The sequence below is a fragment of the Bacillus sp. FSL E2-8868 genome (assembly GCF_038005505.1).
Lineage (GTDB): Bacteria > Bacillota > Bacilli > Bacillales > Bacillaceae_G > Bacillus_A > Bacillus_A mycoides.
Genome location: NZ_JBBOTI010000001.1, coordinates 906508 through 926912, shown reverse-complemented (window position 1 = coordinate 926912; position 20405 = coordinate 906508). Strand labels below are relative to the sequence as shown.

General features: G+C 37.2%; 18 protein-coding genes. 3 read left to right on the top strand and 15 right to left on the bottom strand.

Translation table 11 applies throughout. The features are described from left to right. Positions 1-243: 243 nt before the first annotated feature. The gene (locus NSS74_RS05060; protein ID WP_002128840.1) at positions 244-1314 is read left to right on the top strand and encodes a M24 family metallopeptidase; all 1071 of its coding nucleotides are present in this window, start codon (positions 244-246) and stop codon (positions 1312-1314) included. 42 nt (positions 1315-1356) lie between these two features. Here the strand turns inward: NSS74_RS05060 and NSS74_RS05055 are convergent, their stop codons facing one another. The 5 genes from NSS74_RS05055 to NSS74_RS05035 form a co-directional block, all read right to left on the bottom strand. Next, positions 1357-1698, bottom strand: coding sequence for a YoqO family protein (locus NSS74_RS05055; RefSeq protein WP_002014486.1), 342 nt, complete (start codon positions 1696-1698; stop codon positions 1357-1359). Between the two features lie 152 nt (positions 1699-1850). Continuing rightward, positions 1851-2981 carry an RNA-guided endonuclease InsQ/TnpB family protein gene (locus tag NSS74_RS05050; protein WP_002142930.1) on the bottom strand — a complete coding sequence of 377 codons (1131 nt, stop codon included), beginning with the start codon at positions 2979-2981 and terminating at the stop codon, positions 1851-1853. A gap of 708 nt (positions 2982-3689) precedes the next feature. Further along, a complete protein-coding gene (locus tag NSS74_RS05045) occupies positions 3690-4055 on the bottom strand; it encodes a YoqO family protein (protein ID WP_002128842.1) in 366 nt (121 codons plus the stop codon). 551 nt (positions 4056-4606) lie between these two features. Beyond that, complete coding sequence (locus NSS74_RS05040) at positions 4607-5566, bottom strand: Kiwa anti-phage protein KwaB-like domain-containing protein (protein ID WP_002142931.1); 960 nt, start codon at positions 5564-5566, stop codon at positions 4607-4609. A gap of 1 nt (position 5567) precedes the next feature. After that, positions 5568-6191 (bottom strand): hypothetical protein, encoded by a 624-nt coding sequence (locus NSS74_RS05035; RefSeq protein WP_002142933.1) that lies wholly within the window; start codon positions 6189-6191, stop codon positions 5568-5570. Between the two features lie 459 nt (positions 6192-6650). Between NSS74_RS05035 and NSS74_RS05030 the strand changes: the two genes are divergently transcribed. Next, positions 6651-8036 (top strand): membrane protein, encoded by a 1386-nt coding sequence (locus tag NSS74_RS05030; RefSeq protein WP_002142935.1) that lies wholly within the window; start codon positions 6651-6653, stop codon positions 8034-8036. 166 nt (positions 8037-8202) lie between these two features. Beyond that, positions 8203-8457, top strand: coding sequence for a YbeF family protein (locus tag NSS74_RS05025; RefSeq protein ID WP_002033769.1), 255 nt, complete (start codon positions 8203-8205; stop codon positions 8455-8457). Between the two features lie 116 nt (positions 8458-8573). On the opposite strand, the gene pyrE is transcribed toward NSS74_RS05025, so the two are convergent. From pyrE to pyrR, 10 genes are all read right to left on the bottom strand, one after another. Further along, entirely contained in the window at positions 8574-9206 is a 633-nt protein-coding gene (pyrE, locus tag NSS74_RS05020; RefSeq protein ID WP_002142936.1) for an orotate phosphoribosyltransferase, read from the bottom strand. Beyond that, complete coding sequence (gene pyrF, locus NSS74_RS05015) at positions 9203-9919, bottom strand: orotidine-5'-phosphate decarboxylase (RefSeq protein WP_000083510.1); 717 nt, start codon at positions 9917-9919, stop codon at positions 9203-9205. Before pyrF ends, pyrE begins: the two co-directional genes overlap by 4 nt. Then, the gene (gene pyrD, locus NSS74_RS05010) at positions 9904-10833 is read right to left on the bottom strand and encodes a dihydroorotate oxidase B catalytic subunit (protein WP_002088238.1); all 930 of its coding nucleotides are present in this window, start codon (positions 10831-10833) and stop codon (positions 9904-9906) included. The genes pyrF and pyrD overlap by 16 nt, the downstream gene beginning before the upstream one ends. Continuing rightward, positions 10830-11609, bottom strand: a complete 780-nt coding sequence (gene pyrK / locus NSS74_RS05005) for a dihydroorotate oxidase B electron transfer subunit (protein ID WP_002088239.1) — start codon at positions 11607-11609, stop codon at positions 10830-10832. Before pyrK ends, pyrD begins: the two co-directional genes overlap by 4 nt. Further along, entirely contained in the window at positions 11606-14824 is a 3219-nt protein-coding gene (carB, locus tag NSS74_RS05000) for a carbamoyl-phosphate synthase large subunit (RefSeq protein ID WP_002128845.1), read from the bottom strand. The genes pyrK and carB overlap by 4 nt, the downstream gene beginning before the upstream one ends. Beyond that, a complete protein-coding gene (locus NSS74_RS04995) occupies positions 14809-15906 on the bottom strand; it encodes a carbamoyl phosphate synthase small subunit (RefSeq protein WP_002111416.1) in 1098 nt (365 codons plus the stop codon). The genes carB and NSS74_RS04995 overlap by 16 nt, the downstream gene beginning before the upstream one ends. Beyond that, entirely contained in the window at positions 15903-17189 is a 1287-nt protein-coding gene (gene pyrC / locus NSS74_RS04990; RefSeq protein ID WP_002088243.1) for a dihydroorotase, read from the bottom strand. Before pyrC ends, NSS74_RS04995 begins: the two co-directional genes overlap by 4 nt. Beyond that, positions 17173-18087, bottom strand: a complete 915-nt coding sequence (pyrB, locus tag NSS74_RS04985) for an aspartate carbamoyltransferase (protein ID WP_002128846.1) — start codon at positions 18085-18087, stop codon at positions 17173-17175. Before pyrB ends, pyrC begins: the two co-directional genes overlap by 17 nt. Positions 18088-18234: 147 nt before the next feature. After that, positions 18235-19527 (bottom strand): uracil permease, encoded by a 1293-nt coding sequence (gene uraA / locus NSS74_RS04980; RefSeq protein WP_002014712.1) that lies wholly within the window; start codon positions 19525-19527, stop codon positions 18235-18237. A 146-nt stretch (positions 19528-19673) separates the two neighbouring features. Beyond that, positions 19674-20216 (bottom strand): bifunctional pyrimidine operon transcriptional regulator/uracil phosphoribosyltransferase, encoded by a 543-nt coding sequence (gene pyrR / locus NSS74_RS04975; RefSeq protein ID WP_001156489.1) that lies wholly within the window; start codon positions 20214-20216, stop codon positions 19674-19676. Positions 20217-20405: the final 189 nt, after the last annotated feature.

Below are 20405 nucleotides of genomic sequence, written 5' to 3'. Positions count from 1 at the left end.
TTTCACATCTGTATAAATTTTTTTACAGTATGTATATAAAGTGCACCTCCAATCAATATTTTTTCATCCCCCTACTGATTATTGAAGTAATCTTGATTTTATGAACAAACCGCCTCTCACAAATAGCGGGCTAATTTTTCATCTCCCCTAAAACATATGTAGTTCCTACTATCTTTTTTCCTCAAATATATATTTTGGCACGCTATTTGCTTTATTCAATACTGTGAAAAGGGGGAAATTAACATGACTTTAAGAATTAATAAAATCCAAAATCAACTACAAAAATATGAAATTGACGGATTACTTATTACAAAAAAAGAAAATCGCCAATATGCAACAGGCTTTACAGGCAGCGCTGGCGTCGTCTTAATCTCTGCGGATAAAGCGGTTTTTATAACTGATTTTCGCTACGTAGATCAAGCGAAATCACAAATAAAAGACGCTGAAATTGTTATGCATAAAGGAAATTTAGAGAAAGAAGTTGCAAATCAAGTATCGAAATTAAACATTCAAAAACTTGGAATTGAAGAAAATAACATGACATTACAACAATATAAAAACTTACAAAAATACGTACATGCGGAAATGGTTCAAGTGTGCGAAATCATCGAAAATATTCGTATTATTAAAGACATGCCTGAAATAGAAACAATGAAAATCGCAGCTAATATTGCTGACGAAGCATTTCACCACATCCTTACGTTTCTAAAACCAGGAATAAGTGAAAATGATGTACGAGATGAGTTAGAATTTTTCATGCGAAAAAAAGGGGCTACATCCTCTTCATTTCAAATCATTGTAGCTTCTGGTGTTCGTTCTTCACTTCCTCATGGAGTTGCATCAAATAAAATAATCGAACGAGGCGACGTCGTTACATTAGATTTCGGTGCACTTTACGATGGATATTGTTCCGATATAACACGTACTGTAGCAATTGGGGAACCATCAGAAGAATTCAAAAAGATATACAATGTTGTACGAGAAGCGTTAAAACGTGGGACGGAAGCAATTAAACCTGGGGAAACTGCGAAAAGTATCGATGATATAACGAGAGATTACATTACAGAACATGGATACGGTCAATATTTTGGACACTCTACCGGTCATGGTCTTGGGTTAGAAATACATGAACCTCTTCGCCTATCCCAAGAAAGTAAGGCTACTTTAGAAGAAGGTATGGTTGTTACCGTTGAACCTGGTATTTACATACCGAACTGGGGCGGTTGTAGAATTGAAGATGATATCGTCATTACAAAAGACGGATATGAAGTTATTACAAAATCAAATCGGGAACTAATTGTTATCCCTTGTTAAAATCATAGAAAAAAATGCCACCGAATAAGGTGGCATTTTCTTTTATTCATTAGCGAATAGCTTTTCGTTTACTTTTTTAGCGATTACCGCTACCGACATTAATATACATATTAAATATAGCAATTTCGCAATAAATAACCACCCTTGAAACATTACAATTCCATCTATTATCTCATTTCCTTTCAATAACAAAAACGGAATTGTGCTAATTATAATGACAAACTCGATGCTGAAAACAATTTTCTTTTTTCGGCTATATGCTTTCCATTCCTTCCAGCGATACATAGGTGCAAAAATCAATACTCCTATACATAATATAACTGGCACCCATTCACTTTTAAGAAATTGCCCTGAAATAACTGATAATAGTAAACAAACGAGCACACCATAATACCGATACGATAAACTTAACTAAATCTATGCAATTCAATCAAATTTACACAAGTTAGTGCTTCATCGTGTTCTCGCAACCCCGAAGGGACGAGGGGTATAACACTCCACACGAGGCAGTATCGTTACCTCCTATTATCAAGCTTTTATTTTACCCATCTTGATAAATTTATCGAAGCATTTAAATCTCTATCATGATGGCTATTGCACCCAACACAACGCCACTCACGTATTTTTAAACTCCACTGTCCTTCTGGTTGAACTGAATGGTCGTATTTTACTCCGCAACATGAGCAAATCTTGCTTGAGGCGAACCATTTATCAGCTTTTACATACTCAATGCCATACTTCTCGCACTTGTATGACAAACATTGAAAGAAGAAGTTTAATTTTTGAAATAAAAATGCTTTCGATAGTTTTTTGTTTTTTAACAGGTTTGAGATAGGTAAGTCTTCCACAACAATTCTCATTGGTTTGGTTTTCACCAATTTAGCTGTTGCTTGATGGATATGGTTATTTCGGATATTCGTAATTTTCCTAGATAACCGCAGGTGCTCAGTTTTAGCTTTTTTATATCCGGCAGATTGAATTTTTACACCTTTTTTAAATCTCCTAGACATATCTCTTTGCGCTGACTTTTTCCTTTTCAAAAATTTTTTAACCTTAGCATCTTTGTTTATATTTCGTTCTTTCGTACCATTAGAAGCTACAAACAGCTCTTTTAAACCAACATCCACACCAATCGACTCATTGGTTAGTTCTTGGGATTCAAAATCTTCTTGGAACCCTACACTAATCCACCAGTGACGACCATCAAATGTAACTCTTGGATTGGATGGTTTTTTGTTTCTTGGTAGTTGTTGGCTTGTTTTTACTTCTCCAATGGACTGAATATGAACTACTTTCTTTCCTATAATCAGTCTTTCATAATTGGCATAAAATCCTTGGATTAAATCTTTTTTAGATTTATAAGAAGTGTGATAACCATTTTTGTACTTTTTGAACGAATGTTTCCTCGCCGTATCAAAATCTTTTGAAGCCTGTTTGGGAACTTGTGCGTTGATGTCATTTAACCACTCATATCTCTTTCGCTTCTTGATCTTTGTAAATCGTTTCTGTAAAGCTAACTGTGAAACAGATTTTCCAAATAGCTTATAATATCTATCACTCATTCTTTTACAATAGTTATAAGCGAATCTTGCAGCACCAGCATGGTTTCTAAGCACTTTTTCTTGTTCAGGCGTTGGAATCAGTCTAACTTTCTTCGCCAATATCATCAGAAGCCTACTCCTTTACTGTGCGATTATTCGAGCACTCACCTTTTAGATAACGAAAGATTGATCCTTCTGAATAGTAGCGTGTTCCATCAGCATTCTCCTAAGACTACTAGGATACAAACCTGTTAATTCCGATACTTGACTAACTCGTGAAAATTTCATTATTATTCTCACCTCATTGAACTTAACACAGAACGTACGTTCGATATTTTCAATAAAGTTTGATAGATTCAATAAAATTTATCTTGTTCAACTAAGGGCGCAATTCCTTAGCCAGTTCTCTTATGAACTTCTCATGTTTTCACATGAGCGCAGACTATATGTTTATCTACTTAAAGATAGAGGATTTTTCCACCACCATAGGCTTGTGATGTACTCTCGTCAGTTATACGAGATAGTCGTTGAACGTTCATCTTATCCATTTTGACTTAGATGATTCGAGGCGGAAGACCCATTGTTCTAATGTTTAGGATTTAACCTTGCACGATCTGATTGATTTTTTCTGCTTTCGCGACATTCACGCTCGCTATTTCTAGCCACGTTGTAGTTCAATCAGCTTTAGGGATTGCCCGCAGTTAACCCTCACTACTAGCCAATCACTTGACTAGCAGGGCTTACTGATATATTTAATTAACTTTGGTTATAATTGGTTAAATAAATCGTAACAGTTAGTTACCCTATTTTCTCTCTCATTCGTACTCCCCCATTCTACTTCTTCTTTAATATGTAACTTGCTATACTTATAACAATTCTTAGCAAAATAACAACTACAATTACAAGATAAAGAGCTTTTGCAGACGACAACCATTGTTGAAAAATAGACATTTTCTCCATTTGCTTCTGACCTTCTATTAAAATAAAACCTACGACAAACGAACTAACAACAATGATACCTATCATAATTCCAATACTTTTCTTGCTATATTGTTTCATATCATCCCAGTTATATAAAAGTACAAATACAAACCCGAAAACAGGTATGATACTGATCCATTCATTGTTTGTGAACAGATTTAAAATGATTAATAGACTACAAGAGAGGATGAATCCCCAAAATCCAATTTGTTTGCGCATATGCCCCCTCAAATTCCATTTTTAGGATTAATTGTATTGTAACACCCATTTACTATTTTTACCATTACAGTACATGAAATTTCACTTTTTCTTTTTCCTATACTCACATACTTTCACTGCTTTCATACAATAAACTACACGAATGCCTAAAGGATGTGAATGTTATGGGAGTTGAATTAACGCTGTTACATACTCTCTATATTCTTTGTTTACTCACTATTATTGCCTTTTTTATTTTTAGAAAAGATATAAAATAATCCTTTCAACATCTTTCTTATCCTTCAAGTCAATTCCCTACTTATTTACTCGTAATAAAAAACAAACCCCCTTTTCGCCGAGAGTTTGTTTCCTTCATTTAATAAATACTTTTTACAAAGTTAAAAAATAAACTAATTGACTTGTTATACAATACATTACAATTAAATAGATTAATAACCTCAACTACCCAAACAATGAATTGCCAACGTTAACAACAGTAACAATAAGAGTAATAATATGTAAAAATAGCACTTTAAGCTATATTGATAATAGAAAGTATTCTCCTATTTCTTTTATATCTTTGATTTATTTCGTGCTCGATATTTATTTTCTGTAATCAATGATGTCACAAAATTATCCAATATGACATCCACCACAATACGGGCCTCTTCCTTAGTTGTACACTCAATTTTCCCCTCATCATTTAAGTTCAACTGAATTGTACCTTCTTGAATCAATTCTACAATACGTTCCCTACTTATTGTCTCGAATTCATAATCAGCTGCACGGGCCAACTTCTTTTGTAGCATGACTTGCGATTCAATAAATTGCCCTAGATCTGTACCATCAGATAAAATATCTAAGTCTCCTATTTGCTCAACAACCCTTTCAGCAGCTTCTCGGAACTTTTCATAATACTTAAATAATGATAAGATTTTATTTTCATGATACAAGACTACATTATTTTCAAAAATAATACCGTCCCATTGCTCATCAAGATAGAGTTTTTTATTTCTGCCATCCTCTATAATATATCGGCCTCTTCCCACATCATAAGTAAGAATCGTCTTTCTTTTCAAAAGCACACCTTCATTTAATACCTTCAAAAAATATATAGGTGTTTCACCAATTTGAAACTTAGCAATTAATGCTTTTGGCTTAAAACCTTCACGATTAATAAGCTCACTTGCGTTGCTCACACCGTGTCCCCTAGTAATAGTGTTAGCCCATTCATTTAGCTGATTTAAATTTTCTAAACTTATGAACCTTTTTAGTGTACTTCCTTCATCATCTGCCTCCGACATATTAACCAACTCATATTCTAGCAAGTTCGACAAGAATGGTTGGGTCACGTTTAGTAACCAATCCTGTACCTCACCTTCAACAACTAATTCCGCTGGATTACACTCATCATAAACAGAGGCCGTACCTTCTCTTAGTTGGGTACCTACAATAAAAAGTCTAAAAGCATTTTGGTCAGTATCTCGGATTTGGCAAAATTGTTCCTTAAAAGTTTCAAGATTTAATTGCATTCTATGTTCCACTCCTATTTAAGCCACTTAGCAAAATTTTGTTCTCTACTAGTCGATAGCATGTTAAACTCTCATCAATTTTTCTTTCTAAATTTTTTTCATGACTAATGATAATTACATTTCCTAATTCACATTCGACTGCATACAATTTCATTCCAAATAAAGTAATCAAAGGATTTATATACAACAAATCAGAATTTAAAGATAACCACATAATCATCGCAATCAAGATACAAAAAATCACAATTTCTTTTGTGCTCTGGGTATTTAAACTAACCAGCGGCAAAACATACGTCATCAAATATACCAAAACATCTTTATCTCTAGATTGTATTTCCTTTAAGCGTATATTAATTTGGCCAACTCTGTTCCTTTGAGTATTCTTAATTTCATATATGACATAAATACAACACATCAAAGAAATCAAAAACATTATTATAGACATGAAACTCAATATTCCCTTTGAACTTCCTATTTCCAGCTCGAAGAGAATGCCTGCAAATTTCCAATATTTCATTACATAATAAAAGAATTCAAAGTTACAAAACTTGATCAGTAAAACTAAAAACAAAGGAAAATACGCTGACATTACTAGCGACATCCGGAACCATAAAGGATTAACCATATAAACGCCTCCATTTGGCCGATAATTATACATTACCAAACATTCACCAATTATACATTAAATTAACATAAAATCTGCTATTACTTAAATTTTAACACGAACTAGAGTTCGAATCCGTTTCTCAACACATTAAAATTTTTTCTACTTATCAAAATAAATGAAAATATATTAGTCCTCAAATATAAAATGCAGATGAACACTATACTTAAAATAATCCTACTAATAATATATTCGGCTCTCCCCCGAAACTTTTCACCAATAATTATCGGAATGATTGTCATTACTATTGCTACGATATTTATTTTATACGTTAGCCACTATTTTTCTAACTAGTTTTAAAATGATATATACTACACCCAGAAGCCGTTTTCCACATATACCCATTTAATTCCTTATACTCACATACTTTCACTGCTTCCATACAATGAACTTCACGAATGCCTAAAGGATGTGAATGTTATGGGAGTTGAATTAACGCTTTTACATGCTCTCTATGTTCTTTGTTTACTCACTATTATTACCTTTTTTATTTTTAGAAAAGATACGACGATCATTTGTATCGTTTTTATCTTTTTATTAGCATTAACCGCTACAAGTTCTATCCCTCTTGCCATTAGTGGTATCTTTCAAAGTTTCATTTACGCCATTACCGAGCTATTACCAACTATATTAATCATCTCCATTATCGTATCAATGAGCAATCTACTCGTTCATACCGGCATAAATGATACGATGATTTCACCATTTACAAAGATGATTCGGACACCTGCACATGCCTACTGGATTATCGGTCTTTTAATGATGACAATTTCCTTTTTCTTTTGGCCTTCTCCAGCTGTCGCCTTAATGGGGGCCATTTTATTACCAGTCGCTGTACGCGTCGGCCTTCCGCCAATTGGAGTCGCAATCGCTATGAACTTATTCGGACACGGCATCGCCTTATCTGGTGACTTCGTTATTCAAGGTGCACCGAAATTAACTGCAGATGCTGCTGGTCTTCCTGTTTCCAGCGTTGTTTCAGCAAGTGTGCCCCTCGTTATCGTTATGGGTATTGTGACAACTTCCGTCGCATTTTTCTTCTTACGAAAAGAATTTCATACAGGCTTATCTATACAAGAATCTATTCCATCAACTGAGTCTTCTAAAACGCTCACTTCATTATCTCCTCAGACAAAAAAATGGATCGCTATTTGTATTCCGATCGTATATGCCATAGATATTCTTTGCATGATTCAATTTAAACTACAAGGAAGCGATGCAACTGCACTTATCGGCGGGACGACTGTTATTATGATTATCATTATTTCTCTCATCGCCTACAAAGGTAATGGACTGAATAAAACGACCGATTATTTTATAGAAGGGCTCCAATTTGGATTTAAAATCTTTGGTCCAGTTATCCCAATTGCTGCACTCTTTTATTTAGGAGATAGCGGCTTTGTGAAAATTATCGGGGACTATTTACCGAAAGGTTCACATGGAATCATTAACGACTTAGGAATCGCCTTATCTCAAATTGTTCCTTTAAACCAATATGTATCGGCAGGAACATTAACTATCGTTGGTGTCATAACAGGCTTAGATGGATCTGGCTTTTCCGGTATATCACTTGCTGGTTCGATTGCCAATCTTTTCGGAACAGCACTTGGGCATGGAACAGCTACATTAACAGCACTTGGGCAAATTGCAGCAATCTGGACTGGCGGTGGCACTTTAATTCCTTGGGCGCTTATTCCTGCCGCTGCCATATGCAAAGTAGATCCGTTTGAACTTGCGCGCCGAAACTTTTTACCAGTTGTGATTGGCTTAATCGTCACCACGATCGTTGCGATGTTTATTCTATAGCGTAAGCGAGTATTCTCTTGCTTACGTTTTTCATTGTGAAATCAATCATTTATTACTGACTTTCAAAAGGGATTATGTATATGTTAGCGAAGTTATATTAGGAGAGTATTTATTTCAAAACGTTTACGAGAAACAGATTACTTCAATTAGAAAAGGGGACATAACTATGAATGAATTGATTTTTGTCTTATTAATTTGTCCATTACTTATCTTTATCGTTTCTGTTATTGGAACACGTAGAACGAGAACGTACTATGTAATGCCAATTGTAACGTTTGCTAGTTTTTTAATAGTAGGTGCTATCGCCTTCCCTCCAAAGTTTTTCTTTTGGGTCGGTATGTATAGTATCTTCTCATTTATTATTTCTTATATGACTCTATTGTTTGTGAGAGGATATGAAGTTGCAGAAAACAATAAGTAGTTATTAGTGAGGAGATTGTAATATGATTTTCTTTGATATCGATGGAACTTTACATAAAATTTTAGCAATGATATAAAAAAGACGACCACGTTCCCCCGCGGTCGTCTTTTTTCGTGTTACGCTGTAATCCAAGCTTCGTTTGCTGGATTTTTACGCCACTCTTGTAACTTTTTCGTTTCAGCTTGTCCGATCATACCTTTTTCTGCTGCAACTTCAGTTAATGCACTGTAATCACTTAAAGAATATGATGCTACGTTTGCTACTTCTAGTTTCTCTTTTCCTGACTCAAGCTCGTATGTGAAGATTGATACGATTCCTAATACTTCACAGCCAGCTTCGCGAAGTGCTTCTACACATGTAATTGCACTACCGCCAGTTGAAATTAAGTCTTCTACTACTACTACTTTTTGACCTTTTTCAGCTTTTCCTTCGATTTGGTTCCCTTTACCGTGACCTTTTGCTTTACTACGCACGTAGCACATTGGTAAATCCATACGATCGCTTACCCATGCAGCGTGCGCAATACCAGCAGTTGCTGTTCCTGCAATAACTTCTACAGTTGGGAAGTGCTCTTTAATTAACTCTTCTAATCCAGCTGCAATCGCTTGGCGTACTTTTGGATAAGATAAAGTTAAACGATTATCACAATAAATTGGTGATTTTATACCAGAAGACCAAGTAAATGGGTCATTCGGTTGTAAAAATACTGCTCCAATTTCTAATAAATGCGATGCGATTTCTTTTTTCATACTGTTACACCTTCCCACTGTTGTTTTACTGTTTTATACGCTTCAAGCGGATTTTCTGCTTTTGTAATACTACGTCCAACTACGATGTAGCTTGAACCAAGTTCCCTCGCACGTTTCGGTGTTGCTACGCGCACTTGGTCATTTACATCATCGCTTGCAAGACGAATCCCCGGTGTTACTGTTACAAATTCATTTCCGCATACTTCACGTAATTTTGGTACTTCAAGTGTTGAACAAACAACTCCATCAAGTCCACTTTCTTTCGTTAATTTTGCATAATGAGCAACCGCTTCTTCTAACGTTTTCTCAATGCCAATCTCTTTTTTCATCATAGCTTCCGAAGTGCTTGTTAATTGTGTAACGGCAATACAAATCGGTCTCTCTTTTCCTTCTTGCTTACCTTCCTCTAATCCCTCAATCGCAGCTTTCATCATACTGCTTCCCCCAGCAGCATGAACATTTACCATATCTACATCTAGACTAGCTAGGCTACGCATAGCGCTTTTTACCGTATTCGGAATATCATGAAGTTTTAAATCTAGGAAGATTTTATGTCCTTTTTCTTTTAAGTACGTAATAATTGCAGGACCTTCTTTGTAAAACAACTCCATACCAACTTTGACAAATAACTCTTCCCCTTCAAAGTGGTGTAAGAATTGTTCTACCTCTTGTTTCCCTGGAAAATCTAGTGCAACGATTAACGACTGTGACATGTTTGCTTCCAGCTCCTTCCTTGACATTCCGAAATATGATCAAATCCTAATTCATCTAGTAATGCTGGTAATTCTTCAATAATTGTCGGACATACGAACGGATCGATAAAGTTCGCCGTTCCAACTGCAACCGCGCTTGCGCCAGCATAGAAGAATTCAATTACATCTTCCGCTGTTTCAATACCACCCATTCCGATGATCGGAATGTTAACAGCTTGACTTACTTCATGTACCATACGAATTGCTACTGGCTTAATCGCAGGCCCTGATAGTCCGCCCGTACGGTTTGCTAAAATTGGTTTTGCAGTTTTTAAATCTAGACGCATACCAAGCAATGTATTAATCATCGTTAAACCGTCCGCACCCGCATTTTCAATTGCTTTTGCAATTTCCACAATGTTTGCCACGTTCGGTGACAATTTCACATATACCGGTACTTCAGAAACCTCTTTTACTCGCTTCGTTAAATCAGCAGCAATTTCAGGATTTGTACCAAAAGCGATACCACCCGTTTTTACGTTTGGACAAGAAATATTTAATTCTAGCGCATGAACATTAGGTGCCTTTGAAATCGCCTTCGCAACCGCTACGTAATCCTCAGCTTGTGAACCCGCAACGTTTGCAATAATCGGAAGATCAAATTGCTCGAGAAAAGGTAATTCAGAATTCATTACCTTTTCTAATCCAGGATTTTGAAGCCCGATTGCATTTAGCATTCCGCCTGGTGTTTCAGCAACACGAGGCGTTGGGTTTCCATAACGAGGTTGTTCTGTTGTCGCTTTAATCATAATTGATCCAAGTACACTTAAATCATAGAACTGTGCATACTCACGACCAAATCCGAAGCAACCAGATGCTGGGATGATTGGATTTTTTAATGATAACCCTGGTAATTCAACTTGCAATCTGTTCATAGTACAACCTCCCCGATTGGAAATACTGGTCCGTCGCTACACACCTTCTTGTAAGAATGTCCACTCGGATCTGCTTGCAAATGGCATACACATGCGAAACATGCTCCGATACCACAGCCCATACGTTCTTCTAATGAAATGTAGGCTTTTCTCTCCTTATAGCGTCCTTCTAATGCACGAAGCATCGCTAAAGGTCCACATGAGTAGAGAATGTCAAAGTCAATTCCATAGCTATCGATTACATCTGTTACAAACCCTTTTGTACCATGTGTACCATCAACTGTTGCAACATACGTATCACCAAGTTCTGCGAATTTCTCTTCATAGAAGACAACATCTTTCGTTTGGAAACCTAAGATGTGAATAACGCGTACTCCTTTTGCTACAAGACGCTGTGACAATTCATATAGTGGTGGTACACCAATTCCCCCACCAACTAATAGAGCCGTTTGTCCAGATTCCGCTTCTTCTACAGGAAATCCATGACCAAGTGGTCCTAACACATCTACAAGTTCACCTTGTTTTCTTTTCGCTAATGTTTTTGTCCCTTGTCCTTCCGCACGATATAGCATTGTAAATTCGTTCTTGTCTTGATCGACATTACAAATACTAATTGGGCGGCGCAGAAGGGGCGTAATGCCCTCTGCTACCTTAATGTGTACAAACTGTCCTGGATCGTTCATTTGCTGCACTAAATCCCCTTGAAGCACTAATTCGTAAATGTTTTTTGCGATTTCTTTTTGGTTAACGACGATCATATTTTGCTTTTGCATCATGCATGTACCACCTCGTGACGCTTCGTTTGCGTAATTTCTTTCATTGAATGAGCTGAGAATGTCATAGATTCTAATACTCTCAAGATTGCTCTTGTTGTATCAAGTGATGTTAAGCAAGCCACACCATTTTCTACTGATTCACGGCGAATGCGGAAACCATCACGCGCTGGTTGTTTTCCTTTTGTTAATGTATTGATTACAAACTGCGCTTTCCCTTGACGGATAATATCAAGTAAGTTGTAGTCTTCAGAATCAATTTTGTTTACAACTTGCACCGGAATGTTTTGTTCTGTTAGCGATTGTGCTGTTCCTGCTGTTGCTAATAAGTTATAGCCGATTTCATGGAAGCGTTTTGCAATTTCCAGCGCTTCTTCTTTATCTTTATCCGCTACAGTGATGATTACTGATCCGTGCGTTGGAATGTTAATTCCTGAAGCAACAAGTCCTTTATATAATGCTTTTTCAAGCGTTAAATCTTTACCCATTACTTCCCCTGTTGATTTCATTTCAGGCCCTAATGTTGTATCAACTGAGCGTAGTTTCGCAAATGAGAATACCGGTGCTTTTACATACACTTCCTTCTCTTCTGGGTGATAGCCAGTTCCATATCCTTGTTCTACAAGGTTTTGACCTAAAATAACTTTCGTTGCGATATTTGCCATCGGTACGCCTGTAATTTTACTTAAGAATGGTACTGTACGGCTCGCACGTGGATTTACTTCAATTACATACACTTCATCTTTGAATACTACAAACTGAATGTTTAGTAATCCAACAATGTTTAAACCTTTTCCAAGCCCAATTGTATGTTCAATAATTTGTTCTTTTAGTTTTTCAGATAAGCTCTGTGGTGGATATACTCCAATTGAATCCCCAGAGTGAACTCCAGCGCGTTCGATATGTTCCATAATACCTGGAATGAATACATTCTCACCGTCTGAAATTGCATCTACTTCAATTTCTTTACCAACCATATAACGGTCGATTAATACTGGGTGATCTGCGTGAACTTTAACCGCATTTTTCATGTAGTGCAGTAATTCTTCTTGACGATATACGATTTCCATCGCACGTCCACCTAGTACGTAAGATGGTCTTACTAATACTGGGTAACCAATTTTGTCAGCGATCGCTACTGCTTGCTCTACAGTCGTTGCTGTTTTACCAACTGGTTGCGGGATACCAAGCTTTGTTAAAGCTGCTTCAAACTTATCACGATCTTCTGCACGGTCTAAATCTTCAAGTGATGTTCCTAAGATTTTCACACCATGTGCTTCTAATTTAGCCGCTAAGTTAATTGCCGTTTGTCCGCCGAATTGGACGATAACACCTTCTGGCTTTTCTAAATCGATAATGTGCATTACATCTTCGATTGTTAATGGTTCAAAGTATAATTTGTCAGAAATACTGAAGTCTGTTGAAACTGTTTCTGGGTTGTTATTAACAATGATTGCCTCATATCCAGCTTCTTTTATTGCCCATACAGAGTGAACTGTTGCATAATCAAACTCAACACCTTGACCAATACGGATTGGACCAGATCCTAGTACAACTACACTCTTACGATCTGTTACAATCGATTCATTCTCGTCACCATATGTGCTGTAGTAGTATGGTGTTGCAGATTCAAACTCTGCCGCACAAGTATCTACCATCTTATAAACAGGAGTCATATTGCTTTCTTTACGCATATCGTAAATTTCACGCTCTGTTTTGTTCCAAGCATTGGCGATGTAATGGTCACTGAAGCCCATTTCTTTAGCAGATTGTAACACTTCCATATTTCCTACATTCGCTTTTACTTCGCGTTCCATGTTTACGATATTTTCAATTTTTTGTAAGAAGAAGAAGTCCATTTCACACCATTCGTTGATTTCTTCTTTCGTTACACCTTGACGGATTGCTTCTGCTACAACGAACAGACGCTCGTCATCAGCTTTTATAATACGCTTTTTCATCGTTTCTTTATCAAGCTCTTTTAAGTGGTCTAACTCTAGGTGATAAACGCCAAGCTCTAAAGAACGAATCGCTTTTAATAATGATTGTTCTAAGTTACGTCCGATTGACATAACTTCACCAGTTGCCTTCATTTGTGTACCAAGTGTTCTGTTTGCTGATTCAAACTTATCAAATGGCCAACGTGGAATTTTTGAAACAACATAGTCTAATGCTGGCTCGAAGCAAGCATATGTTTTTTGTGTTACTGGGTTTATAATTTCATCTAATGTTAAACCGACTGCAATTTTCGCCGCTAGCTTCGCAATTGGATATCCAGTTGCTTTAGATGCTAGTGCAGACGAACGACTCACACGCGGGTTTACTTCGATTACATAGTATTGGAAGCTATGTGGATCAAGTGCAAGCTGAACGTTACATCCACCTTCAATTCCTAATGCACGAATAATTCTTAATGAAGTGTTTCGTAACATTTGATACTCACGGTCACTTAATGTTTGGCTCGGTGCTACAACGATAGAATCACCTGTGTGAACCCCAACCGGATCGATATTTTCCATGTTACATACTACAATCGCGTTATCATTCGAATCACGCATTACTTCATATTCAATTTCCTTACAACCGGCAATACTCTTTTCTAATAAACATTGTGTTACTGGACTATGTTTTAATCCACCTGATACGATTTCAATTAGTTCTTCTTCATTATTACAGATTCCGCCACCTGTTCCCCCCATTGTAAATGCTGGGCGAACAATAACTGGATAACCAATTTCTTTTACAAATTCATGTGCTTCTTCCAGCGTATGAATAATCGTGCTAGATGGAATTGGTTCATTTAATTCCTGCATTAATGTACGGAATAAATCACGATCCTCGGCTTGCTCGATTGCTGATAATTTTGTTCCTAAAATTTCAACTCCGCACTCTTCAAGTATGCCTGATTTCGCAAGTTCAACAGCCATGTTTAGGCCTGTTTGACCACCTAATGTTGGTAGGAGTGCATCTGGACGTTCTTTACGAATGATACGGCTTACGAATTCTAATGTTAATGGTTCTATATATACTTTATCTGCTGTTGCAGTATCTGTCATAATTGTTGCTGGGTTAGAGTTAACAAGGATTACTTTGTAACCTTCTTCTCTAAGAGATTGACAAGCTTGTGTACCAGAGTAATCAAACTCTGCTGCTTGCCCAATTACAATTGGTCCTGATCCGATTACTAAAATTGTGTTAATGTCTAGGCGTTTTGGCATAACTCTTCCCCTTCTTTCTTGAAGTTTTCAATCATTGCTAAGAAATCTTCGAATAAATCATTTGCATCTTCTGGTCCTGCAGAAGCTTCTGGATGGTATTGCACTGTAAATGCTGGGAACTTCGTATGACGAAGACCTTCTACTGTTCCATCATTTAAAGCAACATGTGTAATTTCCAGTTCTGTATTTCCAACTGATTCTTCTTCTACTGCGTAACCATGGTTTTGAGATGTAATTGCTACTTTTCCAGTTGCAAGATTTTTTACTGGATGATTTAAACCACGGTGACCGAATTTTAACTTACTTGTATTCGCACCAGATGCCAGGGCGAACAATTGATGTCCTAGGCAAATCCCGAATAAAGGAACTTTACCAATAATTTCTTTTAACATTTCAATTGCTTCTGGTACATCTTTTGGGTCCCCAGGTCCATTACTTAACATAATTCCATCTGGGCTAAGGCGTAGAATTTCTTCTGCTGTTGTATTGTAAGGTACAACAATTACATCGCAATCACGCTTATTTAATTCTCGTAAAATACCATGTTTCATTCCGAAGTCTACAAGTACAACTCGGTGTCCACGGCCTGGACTTGGATATGGATCTTTTGTTGATACGCGTTTCACATGATCTGTAAAGACAGTTGCTTTCAATTGGCTAACGATGTCCTCTACATCCACATCCATATTGCAAAGACGTCCGCGTAAAGTTCCATATTGACGAATTTTTCTTGTTAATTTTCTCGTATCAATTCCTGCTAATCCTGGGATATTTCTTTCTTTCAAGTAATCATTTAACGAAATTTCATTACGGAAGTTTGATGGATGATCACAAATTTCGTTTACGATTAAACCATTTACAGATGGGTGAATTGATTCAAAATCATCACGGTTAATGCCGTAGTTTCCAATTAATGGATACGTAAATGTTACGATTTGACCGCAGTATGATGGATCAGATAAAGTTTCTTGATATCCAGTCATCCCAGTTGTAAATACAACCTCACCTGACTTTTCTATTTCTCCTCCGAAACCTTTTCCAATTAATACTGTTCCATCTTCTAAGATAAGTTGTCTTTTCATACTAATGCACTCTCCTTTTGCCATGCGATCTTACCACCAACGATTGTCATAACCGGCCAACCTTGGCATTTCCAACCTGCGAATGGTGTGTTTTTTCCTTTTGATAAGAATGTTGTTGGATCAATTTCTTCTTCTTGTTCTAAATCGATAATTGTAATATCAGCTGTTCTACCTTCTGTTAGGCGCCCTGCTTCTAAACCGAATGTGTCAGCTGGTTTTTCTGTTAAGAATTGAATCAGTTGCTCTAATGTAATGATTCCTTTTTTCACAAGGTTCGTATATAAAAGCGGGAATGCTGTTTCAAAACCAGTAATTCCGAACGGTGCTCTTTCAATCCCTTGCGCTTTCTCTTCTGCAGTATGCGGTGCATGGTCAGTTGCGATCATATCAATTGTTCCATCTAATAGTCCTTCAATTAACGCTGCATGATCTTCTTTTCCTCGAAGCGGTGGATTCATTTTAAAGTTAGGATCAGCCGATGGGATATCATCTTCACATAATACTAAGTGATGCGGTGTTACTTCTGCTGTCACCTTAATTCCAGCACGTTTCGCGTCACGGATTACACGTACAGATCCTTTTGTACTTACGTGACATACGTGGTAGTGACAATTTGCAGCTTCCGCAAGTAAGATGTCCCGGGCAATATGTACGGATTCACATACTGATGGGATACCGTTTAATCCGTGTTTCTCAGAAAACTTCCCTTCATGTACACATCCTTTATTAATAAGTGTGTTCTCTTCACAGTGTGCAACAACTGCCATATTTAATTTCGATGCACGCTTCATTGCAGCTAACATCATGCTTGCATCTTGCACGCCTACGCCATCATCAGTGAAAGCAAACGCTCCAAGTTCTTTTAACGTTTCAAAATCGGTCATTTCAGAACCTGCTTGACGTACTGTAATTGCTCCATATGGTAATACATTTACATGTGCTTTTTCTTTAATACGCTTTTGCAGGTCTTCCATATGTTCTTTACAATCTGGTACTGGGCGTGTGTTTGGCATTGCGCAAATTGTAGTAAATCCACCTTTTGCTGCTGCAAGTGTTCCTGTTTCAATTGTTTCTTTATGTTCACCACCTGGTTCACGAAGATGAACGTGTACATCTACTAATCCAGGTGCGATTAACTTTCCATTTACATCGATTACTTCAGCATTATCTGCCGTAATATTTTCTGCTACCTTCGCAATTTTACCGTCTTGTACGAGAAGATCTGTTGCTACAATTGTTCCTTCTGCATTCATATAACGACCATTTTTAAACAAATAATTCATGTTTCATTCCTCCTAATACATTTGGTAATGCGCGTTTTAGTACAGCCATTCTTACGTAGACCCCGTTTTCCATTTGCTTGAATATGCGTGAGCGTTCACACTCGACAAGTTCACTCGCAATTTCAACATCACGGTTTACAGGGGCTGGATGCATAATAATGCTTCCTTCTTTCATACGTTTTTCTCTTTCAACTGTTAACCCATGTTGCTCGTGATACTCTTTCATAATGTCTGTTTCATAATGGTCATGACGCTCATGTTGTACACGAAGTAACATCATCACATCCACTTCTGGAACAAGTTCATCTAAACTCTTGTACGTTCCAAATGTGTTCTCTTCATCTTTCCACTCTTCTGGGCTTGCAAAGTAAATTGTCGCGCCCAGTTTCGTTAATGCTTCTGCATTAGAACGTGCTACTCGGCTATGACGAACATCCCCAACTATTGCAATCTTCAAACCTTCAAATCTTCCAAACTCTTGTTTAATTGTTAGAAGATCGAGTAGACATTGCGTTGGATGATTTCCACATCCATCTCCAGCGTTCAAGATTGGGATATTCACCTGATCTTTTAATTCATCGAAGTAACGATCTTGCTCATGGCGGATGACTACCGCTTTTGTTCCGATTGATTCTAGTGTTCTTATCGTATCGTATAAAGTTTCTCCTTTTTGTACGCTAGATGCATCTGCGGAAAAGTCTAATACTTCAAGTCCTAATCTCTTCTCAGCAACTTCAAAGCTAAATCTCGTCCTCGTACTATTCTCAAAGAACAAGTTCGCAACAAATGTTTGCTCTGTCGTTTTTCTCTCTTTTCCATTCGCGAAATCTTCTGCGTCTTTTAGGATTTCTGAAATTTCTTGTTCCGATAATTCACTCATCGTTAACAAATGGCTCATCGTCATCCCTCATCTTTCTGTTTTTTATGATAACACCATTGAATTTATATAACAATAACTGTATAAAAATACCCTAGTCTTTGAGACTAGGGTGCGTTAAAGTAGCCACCCTTTTCTATCTCACAGGACTGAATTAAAAGGTTATTTTTATGAAGCAATCTGCTTAGATTGTTTTGTTTTATTTGTTTGTTTTGTCTCTGGTAGTAGTAGATTTAATAGTACACCTACAATTGCTGCTAGCGCCATTCCTTCTACTTGGAACGATTCACCTACGTGCAGTACCGCTCCGCCAATACCAATTACTAGTATAACTGATGCAATCATTAAGTTTCGTTTGTCACCTAAGTCTGTTTTATCGTCTACCATCATACGTAAACCACTTGATGCGATTACACCGAAGAGTAAGATTGATACACCACCCATAACTGGTGTTGGAATCGAATGAATCAGTGCTGAAATCTTCCCGATAAATCCAAACATGATTGCGAACACTGCTGAACCGATGAATAAGTATACACTGTATGCTCTCGTAATTGCTAGCACACCGATGTTTTCACCGTACGTTGTATTCGGTGGTCCTCCTATTAGTGATGCGATCAATGTTGCTATCCCATCACCGAAGATTGAACGATGTAAACCTGGTTTTTCAATTAAATCTCTTTTAATAACATTTCCAAGTACAATTTGATGTCCGATATGTTCTGAAATTGTTACAAGTGCAACTGGCACCATTAAGAGTACAATTTTCCATGAAAACTCCGGAGTATATGTTACAAACGGTACTGTGAAGTCTGGTATGACAAACCATTTTGCCTCAGCTACTGGCTTTAAATCTACTAGCCCTTGGAAGTAAGCGAATATATACCCGCCGATGATTCCAAGTAGCACTGGTATGATACTGAAAAATCCTCTCCCGAATATGGAGCAAATGATTGTAATTGCTAATGTTACTAATGCTACTGAAAAGTGTGTAATGCTATACTTACCATCCGCACCGTTCATCGCCATGTTCACTGCTGTATGTGCTAAAGATAAACCGATTACCATTACGACTGGCCCAACTACGATTGGCGGAAGTAATTTCATAATCCATTCTGACCCAGATTTCTTAATTCCGAGTGAGATTAAGATGTAAACAAGTCCCGCAAGCATTCCTCCAAGCATCGCTGCTCCAGGTCCACCTGCTGTTTTCGCTGTAATAATTGGTGCAATAAAGGCGAATGATGATCCTAAATACGCTGGTACTTGACCTTTCGTTATTAGAAGAAACGCTAGCGTTCCTAATCCACTTGATATTAAAGCTACTGATGGATTCAGTCCTGTTAAAAACGGAACAAGCACTGTTGATCCAAACATCGCGAACAAATGTTGTATACTTAATAATAACCATTTTCCCGGTTTCGGTACTTCATGAATGTCTAACACTGGCTTTTGCTCCATTGTTACATCCTCCTTCAGTTTTAATTTTTGCAATAAAAAAACTCTTTGTGCCTGTGCACAAAGAGTCCTACACTTTCGTATGCCAAATTTGACATATGAAAGCCAAGACCCTTTGGCAGCCTCACAGGACTACATTTAAAAGGGCTTTACTTATCGTATATGCTTACTCGATCTTGTTGATCTGTCTCTTGCAAATCAACTTCGATACGCTCTTCACTAGATGTTGGAATGTTCTTTCCTACATAATCAGCGCGAATTGGTAATTCACGATGACCTCTATCAACAAGAACAGCCAATTGGATTTGTGATGGTCTACCTAAATCCATAAGAGCATCCATTGCTGCTCGAACTGTTCTTCCTGTATATAACACATCATCCACAAGGATAACTTTTTTCTTCGTAATATCTACAGGAATATCAGAACCTTTTACAAGTGGTTCTTTATGTTTCGATTGTAGTGTTAAATCATCACGATACAACGTAATATCTAACTCTCCTACTTCCATCTCTTTTCCTTCAATTTGACCAATTCGTTCTGCCAAACGTTGTGCAATAAAAATTCCACGTGTTTTTATTCCGACAAGAACACAATTATCGACACCTTTATTTCGTTCCACGATTTCATGACTAATTCGTGTTAAAGCGCGGCGAATCATTTGGTCATCTAAAACGACAGCTTTCTCTTGCATGCTCTACACCTCCAAGTTTTTTTCTTGCGTGAGAGTAATGGTATAAAAAAAGTCCTCTCAGCGTGTGCGAGAGGACTTTTGAAAAAAGGGTACAACATACCCTAAGTATTTCAAACCGTTACCTTCTCAACCTCACGGGGCTGTGTTAAAGGATCATTATTTAACTGTTGTCAGTATCTCAGTTTTCTT

Coding starts and splice junctions, on each gene's coding strand:
- NSS74_RS05060 (WP_002128840.1), top strand. CDS start 244: ATGACTTTAAGAATTAATAAAATCCAAAATCAACTACAAAAATATGAA.
- NSS74_RS05050 (WP_002142930.1), bottom strand. CDS start 2,981: ATGATATTGGCGAAGAAAGTTAGACTGATTCCAACGCCTGAACAAGAA.
- NSS74_RS05045 (WP_002128842.1), bottom strand. CDS start 4,055: ATGCGCAAACAAATTGGATTTTGGGGATTCATCCTCTCTTGTAGTCTA.
- NSS74_RS05040 (WP_002142931.1), bottom strand. CDS start 5,566: ATGCAATTAAATCTTGAAACTTTTAAGGAACAATTTTGCCAAATCCGA.
- NSS74_RS05035 (WP_002142933.1), bottom strand. CDS start 6,191: ATGGTTAATCCTTTATGGTTCCGGATGTCGCTAGTAATGTCAGCGTAT.
- NSS74_RS05030 (WP_002142935.1), top strand. CDS start 6,651: ATGGGAGTTGAATTAACGCTTTTACATGCTCTCTATGTTCTTTGTTTA.
- NSS74_RS05025 (WP_002033769.1), top strand. CDS start 8,203: ATGAATGAATTGATTTTTGTCTTATTAATTTGTCCATTACTTATCTTT.
- pyrE (WP_002142936.1), bottom strand. CDS start 9,206: ATGAAAAAAGAAATCGCATCGCATTTATTAGAAATTGGAGCAGTATTT.
- pyrF (WP_000083510.1), bottom strand. CDS start 9,919: ATGTCACAGTCGTTAATCGTTGCACTAGATTTTCCAGGGAAACAAGAG.
- pyrD (WP_002088238.1), bottom strand. CDS start 10,833: ATGAACAGATTGCAAGTTGAATTACCAGGGTTATCATTAAAAAATCCA.
- pyrK (WP_002088239.1), bottom strand. CDS start 11,609: ATGATGCAAAAGCAAAATATGATCGTCGTTAACCAAAAAGAAATCGCA.
- carB (WP_002128845.1), bottom strand. CDS start 14,824: ATGCCAAAACGCCTAGACATTAACACAATTTTAGTAATCGGATCAGGA.
- NSS74_RS04995 (WP_002111416.1), bottom strand. CDS start 15,906: ATGAAAAGACAACTTATCTTAGAAGATGGAACAGTATTAATTGGAAAA.
- pyrC (WP_002088243.1), bottom strand. CDS start 17,189: ATGAATTATTTGTTTAAAAATGGTCGTTATATGAATGCAGAAGGAACA.
- pyrB (WP_002128846.1), bottom strand. CDS start 18,087: ATGAGCCATTTGTTAACGATGAGTGAATTATCGGAACAAGAAATTTCA.
- uraA (WP_002014712.1), bottom strand. CDS start 19,527: ATGGAGCAAAAGCCAGTGTTAGACATTCATGAAGTACCGAAACCGGGA.
- pyrR (WP_001156489.1), bottom strand. CDS start 20,216: ATGCAAGAGAAAGCTGTCGTTTTAGATGACCAAATGATTCGCCGCGCT.